The organism is Micromonospora yasonensis (assembly GCF_026013475.1).
In the GTDB taxonomy this organism is placed as follows: Bacteria; Actinomycetota; Actinomycetes; order Mycobacteriales; family Micromonosporaceae; genus Micromonospora; species Micromonospora yasonensis.
On sequence record NZ_JAPDPH010000152.1, the window covers coordinates 1 to 16,849 of the forward strand.

The 16,849-nt window shown below is 73.4% G+C and carries 16 protein-coding genes and 1 pseudogene; 12 read left to right on the plus strand and 5 right to left on the minus strand.

The features are described 5' to 3' along the window. Positions 1–155: 155 nt before the first annotated feature. Positions 156–1,562: a KamA family radical SAM protein gene (locus tag ONA70_RS25325; protein WP_265008988.1), complete on the minus strand. Its 1,407-nt coding sequence runs from the start codon at positions 1,560–1,562 to the stop codon at positions 156–158. 142 nt (positions 1,563–1,704) lie between these two features. On the opposite strand from ONA70_RS25325, the gene kdd reads away from it, so the two are divergent. From kdd to ONA70_RS25380, 11 genes are all read left to right on the plus strand, one after another. Next, the gene (gene kdd / locus ONA70_RS25330) at positions 1,705–2,766 is read left to right on the plus strand and encodes an L-erythro-3,5-diaminohexanoate dehydrogenase (RefSeq protein WP_454557363.1); all 1,062 of its coding nucleotides are present in this window, start codon (positions 1,705–1,707) and stop codon (positions 2,764–2,766) included. Positions 2,767–2,770: 4 nt separating this feature from the next. Further along, positions 2,771–4,336 (plus strand): amidohydrolase, encoded by a 1,566-nt coding sequence (locus ONA70_RS25335; RefSeq protein WP_265008989.1) that lies wholly within the window; start codon positions 2,771–2,773, stop codon positions 4,334–4,336. 24 nt (positions 4,337–4,360) lie between these two features. Further along, positions 4,361–5,920 carry a lysine 5,6-aminomutase subunit alpha gene (kamD, locus tag ONA70_RS25340; protein ID WP_265008990.1) on the plus strand — a complete coding sequence of 520 codons (1,560 nt, stop codon included), beginning with the start codon at positions 4,361–4,363 and terminating at the stop codon, positions 5,918–5,920. Beyond that, positions 5,917–6,675 (plus strand): lysine 5,6-aminomutase subunit beta, encoded by a 759-nt coding sequence (gene kamE / locus ONA70_RS25345; RefSeq protein WP_265008991.1) that lies wholly within the window; start codon positions 5,917–5,919, stop codon positions 6,673–6,675. The genes kamD and kamE overlap by 4 nt, the downstream gene beginning before the upstream one ends. Next, entirely contained in the window at positions 6,672–7,064 is a 393-nt protein-coding gene (kal, locus tag ONA70_RS25350; protein ID WP_265008992.1) for a 3-aminobutyryl-CoA ammonia lyase, read from the plus strand. Before kamE ends, kal begins: the two co-directional genes overlap by 4 nt. Then, the gene (locus tag ONA70_RS25355; RefSeq protein ID WP_265008993.1) at positions 7,061–8,395 is read left to right on the plus strand and encodes a glutamate mutase L; all 1,335 of its coding nucleotides are present in this window, start codon (positions 7,061–7,063) and stop codon (positions 8,393–8,395) included. Before kal ends, ONA70_RS25355 begins: the two co-directional genes overlap by 4 nt. 496 nt (positions 8,396–8,891) lie before the next feature. Continuing rightward, entirely contained in the window at positions 8,892–9,194 is a 303-nt protein-coding gene (locus ONA70_RS25360) for a hypothetical protein (protein WP_265008994.1), read from the plus strand. Beyond that, entirely contained in the window at positions 9,191–9,586 is a 396-nt protein-coding gene (locus ONA70_RS25365; protein WP_265008995.1) for a hypothetical protein, read from the plus strand. The genes ONA70_RS25360 and ONA70_RS25365 overlap by 4 nt, the downstream gene beginning before the upstream one ends. Positions 9,587–9,658: 72 nt before the next feature. Continuing rightward, positions 9,659–11,260: an apolipoprotein N-acyltransferase gene (gene lnt / locus ONA70_RS25370; protein WP_406601241.1), complete on the plus strand. Its 1,602-nt coding sequence runs from the start codon at positions 9,659–9,661 to the stop codon at positions 11,258–11,260. A gap of 37 nt (positions 11,261–11,297) precedes the next feature. After that, positions 11,298–12,086: a polyprenol monophosphomannose synthase gene (locus ONA70_RS25375; RefSeq protein ID WP_265008996.1), complete on the plus strand. Its 789-nt coding sequence runs from the start codon at positions 11,298–11,300 to the stop codon at positions 12,084–12,086. Positions 12,087–12,141: 55 nt separating this feature from the next. Next, positions 12,142–12,672, plus strand: coding sequence for an FxsA family protein (locus ONA70_RS25380; RefSeq protein WP_265008997.1), 531 nt, complete (start codon positions 12,142–12,144; stop codon positions 12,670–12,672). Between the two features lie 63 nt (positions 12,673–12,735). Here ONA70_RS25380 and ONA70_RS25385 read toward each other — a convergent pair whose 3' ends face one another. Continuing rightward, entirely contained in the window at positions 12,736–13,077 is a 342-nt protein-coding gene (locus ONA70_RS25385) for an RNA polymerase-binding protein RbpA (RefSeq protein ID WP_046564157.1), read from the minus strand. A gap of 225 nt (positions 13,078–13,302) precedes the next feature. On the opposite strand from ONA70_RS25385, the gene ONA70_RS25390 reads away from it, so the two are divergent. Then, complete coding sequence (locus tag ONA70_RS25390; protein ID WP_265009002.1) at positions 13,303–14,781, plus strand: peptide MFS transporter; 1,479 nt, start codon at positions 13,303–13,305, stop codon at positions 14,779–14,781. 18 nt (positions 14,782–14,799) lie between these two features. On the opposite strand, the gene ONA70_RS25395 is transcribed toward ONA70_RS25390, so the two are convergent. From ONA70_RS25395 to ONA70_RS25405, 3 genes and pseudogenes are all read right to left on the minus strand, one after another. After that, positions 14,800–15,390 carry a pyridoxamine 5'-phosphate oxidase family protein gene (locus ONA70_RS25395; RefSeq protein WP_265008998.1) on the minus strand — a complete coding sequence of 197 codons (591 nt, stop codon included), beginning with the start codon at positions 15,388–15,390 and terminating at the stop codon, positions 14,800–14,802. Between the two features lie 58 nt (positions 15,391–15,448). Further along, positions 15,449–16,078 carry an alpha/beta hydrolase gene (locus ONA70_RS25400; RefSeq protein WP_265008999.1) on the minus strand — a complete coding sequence of 210 codons (630 nt, stop codon included), beginning with the start codon at positions 16,076–16,078 and terminating at the stop codon, positions 15,449–15,451. 20 nt (positions 16,079–16,098) lie between these two features. Next, positions 16,099–16,849: pseudogene (locus ONA70_RS25405) on the minus strand (hypothetical protein); the annotation flags it as partial.

Here is a 16,849-nt window from a genome sequence, read left to right on the forward strand (position 1 = left end):
TACGCCGCCACCCCCCCCCCAACTCTACCACCCTCCCCCACACTCTTCCCCCCCCCGACCCTCTCCCGACCGGCCCCCGGAGTTCCGGGGGCCCGCCGCCGCTTGCATCCGGTGACCCCGGCCGTCGAGCCGCGGGGCACGGTCGGGGGTTGTGGTCAGTCGTTGCGGTGGGCTGCCCACCAGGCCTGGCCGGCCTCGGGGAGGGTATCGATCGGGTCGTAGTAGGCGTAGCGCTTGTTGAGCGCTTCGAGGTCGGCGGACTCGATCGAGGTGCGGTAGTTCTTGGTCCAGTAGGAGATGCCGCGTTCGCGGTCGTACTCGGTGAGCATGTGGACCCAGCGCTTGCCGACGAAGGGGACGTCGCAGACGATCCGCGGGGTGGCGTAGCCGGGCAGGTAGCCCATGATGTCGTGCTGGAGTTGCTGGGCGTGCCAGACGGGGACCCGCCAGTGCTCGGCGTTGGGGATCATGTCGCACATGTAGAAGTAGTACGGCAGGATGCCGGCCTCGCCCTGGAGGGCGAAGCAGAGGTCGAGCAGGTCGGCGCTGGTGGCGTTGACGCCGCGCATGAGGACGCCCTGGTTGCGGACGTCGCGGACGCCGACGTCGAGGGCGGTCTGGGCGGCCTTGGCGACCAGCGGGGTGAGCGACTGGGCGTGGTTGACGTGGGTGTGGATCGCCAGGTTGACGCCGCGGCGGGCGGCCGTGCGGGCGACCCGTTCGAGGCCCTCGACGACGTCGGGCTGGAGCCAGTGCTGGGGCAGGCCCATGAGGGCCTTGGTGGCGAGCCGGATGTCGCGGATGGTTTCGATCTCGAGTAGCCGCATGAGGTAGGACTCGAGGTTCTTCCAGGGCACGTTGGCCACGTCCCCGCCGGAGACGACGACGTCGCGGACGCCGGGGTGTGCCTTGAGGTAGGTGATGTGGGCGTCGTACCGGTCGACGGGCTTGAGGGTGAGCTTGAGCTTGTCGACGGTGGGGGTGGAGTTGCCGACCAGGTCCATGCGGGTGCAGTGGCCGCAGTACTGCGGGCAGGTGGAGAGGAGTTCGGCGAGGACCTTGGTGGGGTAGCGGTGGGTGAGGCCTTCGGCGACCCACATGTCGTGCTCGTGGAGGCTGTCGCGGGTGGCGTAGGGGTGGGACGGCCAGTCGGTGCGCCGGTCGGAGGCGACGGGGATCATGTAACGGCGGACCGGGTCGGCGAGGAACGCCTCGGTGGTCATGGGCGCGAACGGCACCATGGTGTTGAGCATCTGTGGGGGCACCAGCATGGACATGGTGGCCAGGTTCTTCTGGTCGGCCTCGAGGTCGGCGTAGAAGGTCTCGTCGACGAGGTCGCCGAGGACGCTGCGCAGCTGCTTGATGTTCTTGACGCAGTTGACCCGCTGCCATTGGGCGTTCTCCCACTGCTCGCGGGTGACGTGGCGCCAGCCGGGGAAGCGGGTCCAGTCGGGTTCGACCAGGGGGCTGCGGCGGTATTCGTAGGGCTGTCCGGCGGTGGGGACCGCGACCGGCGCGGGGCGGGGCGTTGGGATGGTCTCCACCGGTTGGGTCTGGGTCACGGCCCCTCCTCGTTGCGGTGTGGTTGATCAGCGGTTGCGTAGGCTACTGGAAAATATCCGGTGAAGAAATTAGTCTGCCGGAAGTTTTCCCGTGATGCGAGCCCTGGCCGGGGGTTCGAGCGGCTGGACATAGGGGGTCGGCGTGACGTCACCGGTGGGCCTGCACCGTGTTGTGGAACCGGCGGGGGTGCTGCCGCAGGCGGCGTGGCGCCTGGACGCGGACCCGCGGATCGCCTCGAACGAGGTGCGGATCCGGGTACAGCGGCTGAATCTGGACGCGGCGAGTTTCCGGCAGCTGTCGGAGAAGCACGGCGGGGACGGGGAGAAGGTCCGCGCCGAGGTGCTGGAGATCATCTCCAGTCGGGGGAAGATGCAGAACCCGGTGACCGGCTCCGGCGGCATGCTGATCGGCACCGTGGAGGAGGCCGGGAAGCGGTCCCCGCTGGGGTTGCAGCCGGGTGACCGGGTGGCGACGCTGGTGTCGCTGACCCTGACCCCGCTGCTGATCCTCGACGGCCTGACCCGCTGGGACGGGCGCAGCGAGCAGGTGCCCTGTGACGGGTACGCGATCCTGTTCGCCCGGTCGATCGCGGCGGTGCTGCCGGCGGACCTGCACCCGGAGTTGTCCCTGGCGGTGCTGGACGTGTGCGGGGCGCCGGCGTTGACCGCGCGGGTGGTCGCCGAGCAGGTGGCGCGGCGCCGGCGCGAGGGGGACGCCCGGCCGGTGAGCGTGGCGGTGATCGGTGGCGCCGGCAAGAGCGGGTCGTTGTCGCTGGCGGCGGCGCGGCGGGCGGGTGCGGGCCGTACGGTCGGCGTGGTGCCGGTGGCGGGGGAGCGGGACGCGTTGACGGCGGCGGGCCTGGCCGACGTGGTCGCGCTGGCCGACGCGCGTGACCCGGTGGGTCTGTCCACGGCGGTGACGACGGCGCTGGGCGCGCCGGCGGATGTGACGGTGGTGTGCGTGGACGTGCCGGGCTGCGAGCACGGGGCGATCCTGAGCACCGAGGACGGCGGCACGGTGATCTTCTTCTCGATGGCGACGAGCTTCGCGGCGGCGGCGCTGGGCGCGGAGGGTCTGGCGGCGGACGTGACGATGCTGGTCGGCAACGGGTACGTGCCGGGTCACGCGGAGTTGGCGCTGGACCTGCTGCGCGCCGAGCCGGGGGTGCGTCGTCTGTTCGAGGCCCGGTTGGCGGCAGACTGACACCATGACGAACCCCTCGACCTTGTACCGCGGCGGTGTGCTGCACTGTCCCGCCGATCCGTCCGCGACGGCGTTGCTGGTGCGTGACGGCAGGATCGCCTGGTTGGGTGCCGCCGCCGACGTGCCGGCCGCCGACCGGGTGGTGGAGTTGGCCGGGGCGCTGGTGACGCCGGCGTTCGTGGACGCCCATGTGCACGCGACCGACACCGGGCTGGCCCTGTCCGGCCTGGATCTGGTCGCGGTGCGGTCGGCGGGTGAGCTGCTGGACGCGGTGTCGGCGTTCGCGGCGGGCCTGCCGGGTGACGCGGTGGTGCTCGGGCACGGGTGGGACGAGTCGACCTGGTCGGATCGGGCGTTGCCGGACGCGGCGGCGCTGGACCGGGCCGCGGGGGGCCGGAAGGTGTACCTGTCGCAGGCGTCGATTCATTCGGCGCTGGTGTCGGCGGCGCTGCTGGCGGCCTGTCCGGAGGCGGCGGGCGCGGCCGGGTTCGACCCGTCGGGCTGGCTGCGGCGTGACGCGCATCATGTGGTGCGGGCGGCGGCGTTCGCGTCGGTGACGCGGGCGCAGCGGGTCGCGGCGCAGCGGCGGGCGCTGGCGCACGCGGCGTCGCTGGGTATCGCGGCGGTGCACGAGTGCGGCGGCCCGGAGATCTCCGACGAGGAGGACTTCACCGGGCTGCTGGCGGTTTCCGGGGCCGGCCTGCCGGAGGTGTACGGGTACTGGGGTGAGTTGCTGGGTGCGGCGCGGGCCCGGGATCTGGGTGCGGTGGGTGCGGGTGGGGACCTGTTCGCCGACGGGGCGTTGGGGTCGCGGACGGCGCACGTGTCGGCGGCGTACCTGGACGGGGAGTCGGGTGGGTGTGGGCACGGGTACGTGACCGCCGAGCAGGTGCGTGACCATTTGTTGGACTGTGCGGCGCACGGGATGCAGGGTGGTTTCCACGCCATCGGGGACGCGGCGATCGCCACGGTGCTCGACGGGTTCGCGGGGGCGGCGGAGAAGCTGGGTGTGGATCGGCTGCGGGCGGCCCGGCATCGGGTCGAGCACGCGGAGATCATGAACAAGCGGCTGATCGCCGGGTTCGTGGAGTACGGCGTGGTGGCGTCGATGCAGCCGGCGTTCGATCGGCTGTGGGGTGGCGCGGGCCGGATGTACGAGTCGCGGTTGGGGCTGGACCGGTCGTTGGAGTCCAACCCGATGGGCGCGATGCACTCGGTCGGGGTGGCGCTGGCGTTCGGTTCGGATTCGCCGGTGACGCCGCTTGACCCGTGGGGGTCGGTGCGGGCGGCGGCGGCGCATCACAACCCGGTGCAGCGGATGAGTGTGCGGGCGGCGTTCGCGGCGCACACCCGTGGCGGGTGGCGGGCGGTGCACCTGGACAACGAGGGTGTGCTGGCGCTGGGCGCGCCGGCCACGTTCGCGGTGTGGGACACCCCGGCCGGGGTGCACCGGGGTCTGCCGGTGTTGGAGGCCGAGGATTCGGAGCTGCGGGGTGCGGACGATCCGACGCCGTTGCCGGTGTGCCGGGCCACGGTGCTGCGCGGTGACGTGATCTTTCAGGAGCGGTGACGTGAGCGATGGGGAAGGGTGTTCGTGACGGGCAAGCTTGGGCTGGATCCGGCGCTGGTGGCGCGGGCGCGGGAGTTGGCGCGCCGGGCCGGGCAGCCGGTGGTGGATCTGGCGCGTAGCCACACGACGGTGTCGGTGGAGCGGGCGGTGCTGCGGCTGGCCGGGGTGACCGGGGCGGACCCGGACGGCATTCCGTGGGTCAATCGGCTCGTGGACGCGGTGGTGGCGGACGTGGGGCTGGGGCACGGGGTGGCTGTGCCGGTGTTCGACGCGCTGGCCCGTGAGGGCGTCGCCGACGTGACGTTGTTGGCGCAGAAGGCCGCCGCCGGGTCGGTGCGGTTCACCCAGCCGAGTGGTAAGGCGGCCACGGCTGCCCGGCGGGCGTCCCGCAAGGCGGTCGCCGTCGGCGTGCGGCAGGTCGATCGGCGCCGCGCCGAGCGGGACCGTCTGGTCAGGCGGTACGGGGATCCGGAGCAGCGGCCGTGGATCTATCTGATCGTGGCGACCGGCGACATCTACGAGGACATTCCGCAGGCGCAGGCCGCGGCTCGTGCCGGGGCGGACATCATCGCGGTGATCCGGTCCACGGGGCAGTCGTTGCTGGACTACGTGCCCGAGGGCGCCACCCGGGAGGGTTTCGCCGGGACGTACGCCACGCAGGAGAACTTCCGGCTGATGCGGGCGGCGCTGGACGAGTCGTCGCGGGAGTTGGGCCGGTACGTGCGGCTGACGAACTACGCGTCGGGCCTGTGCATGCCGGAGATGGCCACCCTGGCCGGTCTGGAACGGCTGGACATGATGCTCAACGACTCGATGTACGGCATCCTGTTCCGCGACATCAATCCGATCCGCACCTTCGTCGACCAGCGGTTCTCGCGGCAGGTGCATGCCCGGGCCGGGATCATCATCAACACCGGTGAGGACAACTACCTGACCACCGCGGACGCGGTGGACGAGGCGCACACGGTGACGGTGTCGCAGCTGCTCAACGAGTACTTCGCGCACGAGGCCGGGCTGCGGGACTGGCAGCTGGGTCTGGGGCACGCGTTCGAGATCAACCCGGACCTGCCGGAGTCGTTCCGGCTCGAGTTGGCGCACGCGCTGCTGGCCCGGGAGTTGTTCCCGGACGCGCCGCTGAAGTGGATGCCGCCGACCAAGCACATGACCGGCGACGTGTTCCGCGGCAACCTGCTGGACGGGTTCTTCAACCTGGTCGGCACCATGACCGGGCAGGGCATCCTGCTGGTCGGCATGATGACCGAGGCCGTGGTGACGCCGTGGCTGTCCGACCGGGACATCGCCCTGCAGAACGTGCGGTACGTGTTGGGCGCGGCCGGTGGCCTGCACGAGGACTTCGTGCCCGCGCCTGGCGGGTTCATCCAGCAGCGCGCGCACCGGGTGCTGTCGGAGGCGGTCGACCTGTTGGAGCGGATCGGTGAGCAGTCGTTGCTGACCGCGATCGCCGAGGGCACGTTCGGGATCATGAAGCGGCCGGCGGATCGTGGCAAGGGTCTCGACGGTGTCGCGAGGCACGAGGCCGACTACTACAACCCGGCCACCGAGATCCTGGAGGCGGCGGCGTGACGGCCGTGGAGAAGAAGATCGTCCGGCCGTACGGGGACACCACCGGTGACGGCATGGTGCAGGTGTCGTTCACCCTGCCGGTGGCGCACGACAAGCGGGCGGAGGGCGCGGCGGTCCAGCTGGCCAACCGGATGGGCATCGACCCGGCGATGCTGGTGCACGCCAAGCAGATGGGCGACGGGTTCACCTTCTTCGTCGTGTACGGCCGGGTCAACCATCTGGTGGACCTGTCCCAGGTGCAGGTGGTGGAGCGGGACTTCCCGCTGCTGTCGGCCAAGGAGGTCAACGCGGTGGTGAAGCAGAAGCTGCGGCGCAAGCTGTCGGTGGTGGGGGCGTGTATCGGCACCGACGCGCACACCGTCGGCATCGACGCGATCCTCAACGTCAAGGGCATCGCGGGGGAGAAGGGCCTGGAGTACTACCGGGAGCTGAAGGTCGTCAACCTGGGCGCGCAGGTCAGCGTGCCGGAGTTGGTGGAGGCGGCCCGGCGGGAGAAGGCCGACGCGGTGCTCGTGTCGCAGGTCGTGACCCAGCGTGACGCGCATCTGCACAACACCCGGGAGATGTCGGCCGCGTTCCGGGAGGCCATGCCGGCCGGGAAGCGGCCGCTGCTGATCGTCGGCGGGCCGCGTTTCGACGAGACCATGACCGATGAACTGGGCGTCGACCGGATCTTCGGCCGTGGCACCACCCCGGGCGAGGTCGCCAGTTATCTGGTCCACGCCCTGATCACGAACAAGAAGGCGAGAGCATGAGCGACGCGCGGCTGGGTCTGACGGTGACGCATCGGCGATATGTGCCGTACTCCCATGCCCACTACGCGGGGAACCTGGTCGACGGGGCGTACGCGCTGGGCCTGTTCGGGGATGTCGCCACCGAGGTGTGCATCCGCACCGACGGCGACGAGGGACTGTTCGCCTCCTATTCGGACGTGCAGTTCAAGGCGCCGATGAAGGCCGGCGACGTGCTCGAGGTCGTTGCCACCGTCACCCGGGTCGGCACCCGCAGCCGCACCATCGACTTCGAGGCGCGGGTGGTATGCCGGGGCCGCCCCGACCGGTCCGAGTCGGCCGCCGAGGTCCTCGCCGAGCCGATCGTCGCGGTCACCGCGACCGGCACGGTCGTCGTGCCCGCGGCGGCGTGAACGTCGCCGTCTGCGCCGACGTCGGGTCCACGTACACCAAGGCCACGGTGGTCGACCTCGACGCCGGTCGGCTGGTCGCGGCGGCGTCCGCGCCGACCACCGTGGCCACGGACGTGCTGCACGGCCTGGACGCCGCGGTCGGCGCGGCCACCGCCGGGCTCGGCGTGCGGGACCTGCCCTGGTACGTCTGCTCGTCCGCCGGGGGTGGCCTGCGCCTGGCCGTCATCGGCTACGAGCCCCTGGTCACCGCGCAGGCCGGCCGGCGGGTCGGCCTGTCCGCCGGGGCGAACGTGGTGCACGTGGCCGCCGGGCGGCTGGGCGCGGCCGACCTGACCGCGCTGCGCGCGGCGCGTCCCGACGTGGTGCTGCTGGTCGGCGGCACCGACGGCGGCGACGCGGAGGTGTTGACGCACAACGCCACCCGGCTGGCGAGGGCCCGCTGGCGGGTGCCGGTGGTGCTGGCCGGCAACGTCGAGGCCCGCGACGACCTGCACGCCGTGCTCGCCGCGGCGGGGGTGCCGGTCACCGCCGCCGACAACGTGCTGCCTCGCATCGGGGTGCTCGCCCCGGCGCCCGCCCGCGCCGCCATCCGCGAGGTGTTTCTGCGGCACGTCATCGGCGGCAAGAAACTGTCCCGCGGCAGCCGGTTCACCCGCCTGGTCCGCGCCGCCACCCCCGACGCGGTGCTCACCGGTGTGGAGGTGCTGGCCGACGCTGTTGGCGGCGACCTGGCCGTGGTCGACGTCGGTGGCGCCACCACCGACGTGTACTCGGTGCTCACCCCCGACGAGCGGGACACCGGCCCCAGCCAGGAGGTCGCCGGCACCCTGTGGCGGGCCCGCACGGTCGAGGGGGACCTGGGGATGCGGTGGAGTGCCCCCGGCGTGGTCCGGGCCGCCGTCGAGGAGCGGCTGCTCGCGCCGGGGGACGAGGAGCAGTTGGCGGCCGCCGCGGCGGTGCGCGCCGCCGACCCCGGGTTCCTGCCCGCCGACGGCGCCGACCGGGCCGCCGACCGGCGTATCGCGGCGCTGGCCGCGACCGTGGCGCTGCGCCGGCACGCCCGTGGCGCCGCCACCGGGGAGCGCGCCGGGCGGGACCTGCGCGACGTGAAACTGGTGGTGGGCTCCGGCGGGGTGCTGCGGCACGCCGAACCCGCCGACGCCGCCGCCGTCCTCGACGCGGTCCTCACCGACCACGCCGGCGGATGGCCGCTGCCGCGCGCCGCCCGCCCGGTCGTCGACGTCGACTACGTCCTGGCCGCCGCCGGGCTGCTCGCCGACGACCATCCGCGGGCCGCCGCCGCGTTGCTGCGCCGGCATTTGGATCGGTGAATCGTCGCCGTCCGCGTACGCGCCGGGACGCGCCGACGCGACACGCCGTGTCGCAACACACGACAGGCCGGGGTGGGTTGACAGCGGGAGGGGTCCACACCGTACCGTCTTTGAGTCCTACCACGGGAAGCGGCTGTTGTTCGCTTCGTCCCTTCGTCCGCTGGCCGAGCGACCTGATGTGGTTGCGGCGGCCAGGTCCAGCGGGCGGGGGTCGGCGGGGCGGCGCGAACCGGCCGCGGTTACCGGTGTACGGGCAGGGTGAAAGGCACGGCCAGTAGACAACGGCCAGGCGGGGGCAGCCAGTCCACGTCCGGTCGGTCCGAAGGTCGGCGCCGCTCGTCCTCGCCTCACCGGCCGGGAAGGGCCTGGGAGCATCGGGGCGCGGCGCGAGTCGCGCCCCGATTTCCGTCTCCGGGCTCGATCACGCAAGTCCCGCGATGCGTCAGCTGCCGAAACGGGCACCGCCATGCTGGTGGCACCAGTTATGCTGAGCGGTATGACCAGACCGGTGCGGAAGTTGTCGATCTCGGTCCCGCCGGACGTCGCCGAGCGTCTCGAGCAGGAGCCCAACGCCAGCGCGTACCTGGTGCACGCCGCCCGGGCGCTGATGCGTCGGGAGGCCCTCGACGCCGAGCTGGCCCACCAGGGCATCACCGTCACCGAGGCGGGGGTGGCGCGGGCGCGGGCGGTGCGGGCCGCCGTTGACGTCGCCTGGCCCGCCGAGCGCTACCAGGCCGTGCGGGAGCGGGTCCGGCACACCGTCGACGAGGATCCCGCCGGCCGGGTCACCGCCGCGTGAGCGGCCCGGACGCCCCGCCGGTGCGGCTGGTGCTCGACCGGTCCGCGCTGCGGGCGTACCTGGCCGGGTCGGTGCACGTCGGGGAGACCCTGCACGAGGTGATCGCCGACGGGGTGCGCTTCGGCGTCACCGCGGTCGCCGCCGCCGAGACGTACGCGGCCGTCGACGACCCGAAGGACCGGGCCGCGCTGCGTCGACTGCTCGCACTGGACGCGTGCGCCGTGCTGCCCACCGCCGCCGGATCGTGGCAGGAACTGGCGTACTGGCGTGGCTTCACCGGCCGCGTGGACCTGGCCGCCACCGTGCTGGCGTGCCTCGACCACGACGCGCCCATCCTCACCGGGGAGTCCCGCTACGGCGACGACCTGCCGGTGATCAGATTCCCCGACTGAAGCCCCGGCCCGCCGGGGCCGCCGAGCGTCCCGTCCGGGTAGCCTTCGGCGCGTGATCGTGGTGAGGTGCCGGTGACGACGCTCGACCGGGAAGAGACCCGTGCCACCGACGTGGCACGCGAGGCGGCGCGCCCGCGCCCCCTGCCGCTGACCGCGGCCGTGCCGATGGCCGTTGCCGCCGGCTTGGCGCTGCTGGCCGCCTTCCCCCCGTACGGGGTGTGGCCGCTCGCCCTGGCCGGGGTGGCACTGCTCGCCGCCGCCACCCACCGGCGGCGGCTGCGGGCCGGCGCCGGGCTGGGCTTCCTGGCCGGGGTGGCGCTGTTCGCGCCGCTGCTGGAGTGGACCAACCTGCACACCGGCTACCTGCCGTGGCTCCTGCTGTCCCTGCTGCAGGCGGGCTACCTGGCGCTGCTCGGCGCCGCCACGGCCTGGGTGTCGCCGCTGGTCGACCGGTACCGGTGGGGCTGGCCGGTGGTCACCGGGCTGCTGTGGGTGGGGCAGGAGGCGCTGCGCGACCGGACCCCGTTCGGCGGGTTCCCGTGGGGGCGGCTGGCGTTCAGCCAGGACACCTCCCCGCTGCTGCGGCTGGCCGCGCTCGGCGGCGCCCCGCTGGTCACCTTCGCCGTCGCGCTCGCCGGTGGGCTGCTGGTCGCCCTCGCCTGGCGCGACTGGCGCCGGCCCGCCGGGCATTGGCGTCCGGTGGCCGGGCTGGCCGCCGTCCTCGCGGCCCTGCTCGCCGTGGCCGGGAGCGTCCCCACCGGCGTACGCGGTGGCGGCGACACCATCACCGTCGCCATCGTGCAGGGCAACGTGCCCCGCCTCGGGCTGGACTTCAACGCCCAGCGGGAAGCCGTGCTCAACAACCACGTCGACGCCACCCTGACGCTTGCCGAACAGGTGACCGCCGGCACCCAGCGCCGCCCCGACCTGGTGGTGTGGCCGGAGAACTCCAGCGACATCGACCCGCTGCGCAACCCGGACGCCGGGTACCGGATCTCCCAGGCCGCCGACGCGATCGGCGCGCCGATCCTGGTCGGCGCGGTGCTGCTCGGCCCCGGCGAGGGGCAGGTCCGCAACGCCGGCCTGCTCTGGCGTCCCGGCAGCGGGCCGGACCTCGACCAGCTCTACACCAAACGGCACCCGGTGCCGTTCGCCGAGTACATCCCACTGCGCAAGATCGCCCGGATGGTCAGCTCCGAGGTCGACCGGGTCCGCTCCGACTTCGTCCCGGGCTCCCACGCCGGCGTGCTGGACAGCGGCGAGGTCACCCTCGGCGACGTGATCTGCTTCGAGGTCGCCTACGACGGTCTGGTCCGGGACACCGTCACCGGTGGCGGGCAGCTGCTGGTGGTGCAGACCAACAACGCCACCTTCGACGTGGCCGAGGCCCGGCAGCAGTTGGCCATGGTGCGGTTGCGTGCCGTCGAGCACGGCCGCAACGCCCTGATGGCCTCCACGGTCGGAGTGTCCGGGTTCGTTTCCCCCGACGGGCGGGTAGACGGGGCCACCGGGTTCAACAGCGCGGCCGTGGTGGTGCGGCAGCTGCAGCTCGGGGACGGACGTACCCCGGCCACCCGGGCCGGGGTGTGGCCGGAGGTGGCCCTCGCGGCGCTCGCCGTCGCGGCCCTGGCGGGCGCGGCCGTGCTGCGCCGCCGGGAGGTCGACCCCGGCTAGGACAGTGCCGGTACGCCGGCGGGGAGGCGGTACGACGGTGGTCGCGGCAGCCGAGAGGAGGACGGTCGGCCATCCCGGGGTGGGACGGGTGCTCGTGGTCATCCCCACCTACAACGAGGCCGACAACGTCACCCGGATCGTGACGCGGGTCCGTGAGGCGGCGCCGGCGGTAGACATCCTCGTCGCCGACGACAACAGCCCCGACGGCACCGGGGCGATCGCCGACCGGCTGGCCGGCGCCGACCCGCACGTGCACGTGCTGCACCGGCAGGGCAAGGAAGGCCTCGGCGCGGCCTACCTGGCCGGTTTCGCCTGGGCCCGGCAGCGCGGCTACGACGCCGTGGTGGAGATGGACGCCGACGGCTCGCACGCCCCCGAGGACCTGCCGGCGCTGCTGGACGCCGCCCGGGACGCCGACGTGGTGATCGGCTCCCGGTGGACCCGCGGCGCCCGGGTGGTGAACTGGCCGCTGCGGCGACTGCTGCTGTCGCGCTGCGGCAACCTGTACGCGCGGCTGGCCCTGGGCATGCCGGTCTCCGACGCCACCGGCGGCTACCGGGTCTACCGGTCGCGTGCGCTGGACGCCATCGACCTGGACTCGGTGCGCTCGCAGGGGTACGCGTTCCAGGTGGAGCTGTCCCGGCTGGCGCACCGGGCCGGGGTGCGGATCGTCGAGGTGCCGATCACGTTCGTCGAGCGGGAGCACGGCGACAGCAAGATGAGCCCGCTGATCGTGGCCGAGGCGCTGTGGCGGATCACCACCTGGGGGCTGCGGGACCGGCGTGCCGCGGCGCGCCGCCCGGACGCGTTGGCCCGGTGGCCGTGAGCGCCGGCGTGTCATGCTGGTAGGGCGGGATGACACCCCTGGCTGAAGAGGTGAGATGCGCCGAGGACTGAGGTACGTACCACCGGCCCTGCTGCTGCTCGCGGTGCTGGAGTTGACCGTGTTCGTCCTGGTGGGTCGGGGCATCGGTTTCGGCTCCGCGTTGCTGCTGATGTTCGCGGCGTCCCTGCTCGGTCTGGTGCTGCTGCGCCGCGAGGGAACGCGCGCGTGGCGGGGCTTCCGCGCCGCGGTGGAGTCCCGGCAGCCGCCCGGCCAGCAGGTGACCGACGGTCTGGTCGGCCTGCTCGGGGCGCTGCTGCTGGCGCTGCCCGGCCTGGTCAGCGGCGCGGTGGGGCTGCTGTTGCTGGTGCCGCCGGTGCGGCGGCTGGCCCGGGCCGGCGCGCAACGGGCCGCCGAGCGCGGCGTGTCGTCGATGGTCGCCGGTGACCTGTTCGGGCCGCGGGTGGTCCGGGTCCGCCGGGGTGAGCCGCAGCCCCCGCCGCCCGCCGGCGGCCCGGCGGCCGGGCCGCAGCGGCCGACGCCGCCGCAGGAGCCCGGGCGGGCCATCGAGGGCGAGATCGTCCAGTAAACCCCGCACGTGACGAAACGCCCCCGGGGATGTCCCCGGGGGCGTTTCGGTCGTCGCTGTGCGTCAGGCGCGGCCGCGGCGGGTGCGGACCTCCTGGAGCCGCTCGGCCAGGATGTCCTCCAGCTCGGCGATCGAGCGCCGCTCCAGCAGCATGTCCCAGTGGGTACGCGGCGGCTTGGCCTTCTTCTGCTCCGGCTCGCTGCCGTCGACCAGCCGGGCGACGCTGCCGTCGAACTTGCATTCCCAGGTCGTCGGGACCTCGGCGTCGACGGCGAACGGCACCTCGAACTGGTGTCCCTTGGCGCACAGGTACTCGCGGGTCTGACGCGGCGCGAGCTCCGTGTTGCGGTCGGATTCGTAGCTGACCGCGCCCAAGCGGCTTCCGCGCAGCATGCGCTCGCCCATGATCGGCTTCCCCTCGTTCGTGGTGCTGGTCTTCTCGGTGTAACGGTCCGTCCTCGCCGGGCCATTCCCGACCGCGCCGAAATACCTCCGCGCGGCAGGGGAACCCGCCAAGGGTAGCCGGTCCACCAGGGCGGCCCGGCGGGGTCGTGCCCGGCCGGGCGAATCGGTGGAGTGTTTCGCCTGTCAACGGGGATGTTAGCCGCCAGCAAGGTGGCGGAGGTGAGCATGGCCGGCGACGCGCCGATCGAGGCCCGACCGCGCGGGAAGACGTTCTTCGGTCACCCCCGGGCGCTGTCGACGCTGTTCCTCACCGAGATGTGGGAGCGGTTCAGCTTCTACGGCATGCGGGCCATCCTGGTCCTCTACCTGACCGCGGCGGTCGCCGACGACGGCCTGGCCATCCGCGAGTCCACCGCCAACGCGGTCTACGGCGCCTACAACGCGATGGTCTACCTGATGGCGCTGCCCGGCGGCTGGGTCGCCGACCGGCTGCTGGGCGCCCGGCGCAGCGTGCTGTGGGGTGGCGTGGTCATCGCGGCCGGGCACTACGTGATGGCTGTTCCCGCGCGGTGGAGCGTGTTCGCCGGCATGACGCTGATCGTGCTCGGCACCGGCCTGCTCAAACCCAACATCTCGACCATGGTCGGCGACCTGTACGACCGGGACTCGCCGCGCCGCGACGCCGGCTTCTCGATCTTCTACATGGGCATCAACCTGGGGGCGTTCATCGCCCCGCTGATCACCGGCTTCCTCGGCGAAAAGATCAACTGGCACCTGGGCTTCGGCGCCGCCGCGGTCGGCATGACCTTCGGTGTGCTGCAGTACGTGCTGGGCCGACGCAACCTGGGCGACGCCGGCGCCCGGCCGGCCGACCCGCTGCTCGGCGCGGACCGGCGCCGGGCGCTGACCCGCATCGGCCTGGTCGTCGTGGTCGTGCTGGTGGTCCTGGCCGTGCTGGCCGCGCTCGGGCTGTTCACCGTCAACATCGTGGTCAACCTGCTGACCGTGGTGACCGTGCTGGTGGCGATCGGCTACTTCGCCCGGATCCTCACCGACCACGAGATCAGCGCCACCGAACGCAGCCGGATGAAGGCCTACACCTGGCTGTTCGTGTTCGCCGCCGCGTTCTGGCTGATCTACGACCAGGCCGGGTCGGTGCTGAACATCTTCGCCGCCGACCGCACCGACCGGAACGTGGCCGGATTCACCTTCCCGGCGTCCTGGCTGCAGTCGGTGAACCCGATCCTGATCATCATCGGCGCGCCGCTGGCCGCCCTGCTCTGGCTCAAGCTCGGCCACCGGGTGTCCACGCCGATGAAGTTCGCCGTCGGTCTGATCCTCAACGGCCTGTCGTTCGTGCTGATGGCCGCCGCCGCTCAGGCCGCCGTCGGCGGCGGCCTGGTCGCGCCGTGGTGGCTGGTCGCGGTGTACGCCATCCAGGTCGCCGGTGAGCTGTCGCTGAGCCCGGTGGGCCTGTCGGCCACCACCAAGCTGGCCCCGGTCAAGTACACGAGCCAGATGCTGGGCCTGTGGTTCCTGGCCACCGCGGTCGGCGACGCGATCGGTGGCCAGGTGGCGCGACTGGCCGGGACCTGGGCGGAGCCGACCTACTTCCTCACCTTCGGCCTGGCGTCGGTGGTGCTGGGGCTGGCCGCGGTGATGTTCGCCCGGCACATCCGGCACCTGATGGCCGGCATCCACTGACCGGCGCCGGCCGCCGGGTCACGCCGCCGGGGTGGGTGGCAGCGGCAGCGGCAGGCCGGGCAGCCCGTCGATGCTGCTCGCCACATGCTGCTTGCCGGCGAAGTACGCGCTCAGCGACGCGTCGTCCTCCCGGGCGAACCGTCGGCCGTGCAGGTCCCGGTCGGCCTGGTAGGTCATCAGCGGGACCGCGTAGCCGCAGGTGTCACGGATCAGGTCGGCGCGGACCACGACGATCGCCCGCAGCCCGTGCGGGCTCGGGTCGATGTCGGGGAAGTGCGCCAGCAGGTGCGCCCACCGGGGATCGTCACGGAAAACCGGCTCGCCGCGCCCGTGCACCCGCACGATGTTGGGCGGGCCGTCGAACGCGCACCACATGAGCGTGATCCGGCCGTTCTCCCGCAGGTGGGCGATGGTCTCGGCGTTGCTGCCGGCGAAGTCCAGGTAGGCCACCGTCAGTTCGTCGAGCACCGCGAAGGAGCCGCGCAGGCCCTTGGGGGAGAGGTTGATCGTGCCGTCACCGGCGAGGGGCGCGGTGGCGGTGAAGAACATCGGCTGCGCCTCGATGAAGGACCGCAGCCGGCCGTCGATGCGCTCGTACGTCTTTCCCACGCCCTGATCATTCCCGCCGTCGGGGCCGGGCCGCAGCCCCGTCCCAGCCCGTGGCGGCTCAGCCCAGCCGTTCCCGCAGCCAGCCGTCGAGGTCGGCGAGCGCCGCAGCGGCGATGCCGTGGCCGACCGGATCCCGCCGGGCCGTCGCCACCGCACCGGACCCGCCGCGCAGGTACGTCCAGGTGCGGTGCAGCAACTCGCGAGGGATGACGGTGTCGTGCTCGCCCTGGGCCACGAACACCGGCACCCCGGTCAGCCGGCCGGCCGTGGTGGGCACCCCGGCGTCGAAGGGCAGGGTGCCGTAGAGGATCGCGGCGCCGGCGTATCGGGCCGGGTCGTCGAGGAGCAGACCGCCGGCGAACGCCGCACCGCCGCTGAAGCCGACCAACGCCACCGGGCGGCCGGCCGGGGCCGCCTCGTCGAGCCAGCCGGTGAACCAGTCCATGGTGGCGCGCAGCGACCCGGCGACCGGGCGGCCGATCCCCCGGTTGACGAACCACGCGTATCCGCCGCCCTCGGCGATCGGGGCACGGACCGCCGCGTACGCCGGGCCGGCCGGCAGGTGGTCGGCCAGGGTGATGATCTCCTGCTCGTCGGAGCCGCGGCCGTGCAGCAGCACGACCAGGGGCGCGGCAGGGTCGGTGCCGCCGGTGGTGGCGACGACGGGCGACGGAAACTGGTTGAGCATTCAACAATAGTAGCGCGGTGTCAGCGGGAACCCAGTTTCGCCAGCGCGCTGGCCAGGTCGCTGACCTGATCGGCGAGCTGCCCGGCCCGGCGTTGGGCCGCGTCGCGGTCGGCCTCGGCGGCGGCCAGCCGTACGATCAGCTCGGCGAGGCGGGCCTCGACGGCGCCGGCGGCCTGCCGTGCGGCGGCCAGCTCGCCGGCCAGGGCGTCCCGCTCACCGGTGCGGGCCGCCAGGTCCTTTCGGGCCGCCGCGGTCGCCGTGACGGCCTCGGCCCGGGCGGCTTCGGCCTGCTCGCGGGCGGTCTCCGCCACCTGCCGGGCCTGCCCGGCCGCGGTGGCCTCCGCCCGGGCCTGCTCGGCGGCCGTCCGGGCGGCCCCGGCGTCGGTCCGGGCCCGGTCGGCCTCGGCCCGCAGTCGCTCCGCCCGGGCCAGGGCCTCGCCGGCCGAGCGGGCCGCCCGCTCGGCGTCCGCGCGGGCGGCGTCCCGCTCGGCGGTCAGGTCGGTGACCCGCCGGCGTTCGCCGTCCAGCTCCGCCCGCAGGGTACGCAGCTCGTGGCGGGCGGCGTCGCGGTCCCGTTCGGCCTGTACCCGCAGCGCCTGCGCGGCGCTGGCCTCGCCCCGTGCCTCGTCGCGGGCCGTCTCGGCGTGCCGTGCCCGGTCGGCGGCGCGGGCGGCCTCCGCCTCCGCCCGGTCGGCCCGCTCCCGGGCGGCGTCCCGGTCGGCCGCCGCCGTCCGCGCCTCCTGGTTGGCCCGGGCGGCGGCCGCGGCCGCG

What these genes read in the sequence shown, in the direction of transcription:
- kal (WP_265008992.1), top strand. Translation starts at nt 6,672, where the DNA reads ATGAGCGACGCGCGGCTGGGTCTGACGGTGACGCATCGGCGATATGTG.
- ONA70_RS25400 (WP_265008999.1), bottom strand. Translation starts at nt 16,078, where the DNA reads ATGCTCAACCAGTTTCCGTCGCCCGTCGTCGCCACCACCGGCGGCACC.
- ONA70_RS25360 (WP_265008994.1), top strand. Translation starts at nt 8,892, where the DNA reads ATGACCAGACCGGTGCGGAAGTTGTCGATCTCGGTCCCGCCGGACGTC.
- ONA70_RS25380 (WP_265008997.1), top strand. Translation starts at nt 12,142, where the DNA reads ATGCGCCGAGGACTGAGGTACGTACCACCGGCCCTGCTGCTGCTCGCG.
- ONA70_RS25390 (WP_265009002.1), top strand. Translation starts at nt 13,303, where the DNA reads ATGGCCGGCGACGCGCCGATCGAGGCCCGACCGCGCGGGAAGACGTTC.
- ONA70_RS25335 (WP_265008989.1), top strand. Translation starts at nt 2,771, where the DNA reads ATGACGAACCCCTCGACCTTGTACCGCGGCGGTGTGCTGCACTGTCCC.
- ONA70_RS25385 (WP_046564157.1), bottom strand. Translation starts at nt 13,077, where the DNA reads ATGGGCGAGCGCATGCTGCGCGGAAGCCGCTTGGGCGCGGTCAGCTAC.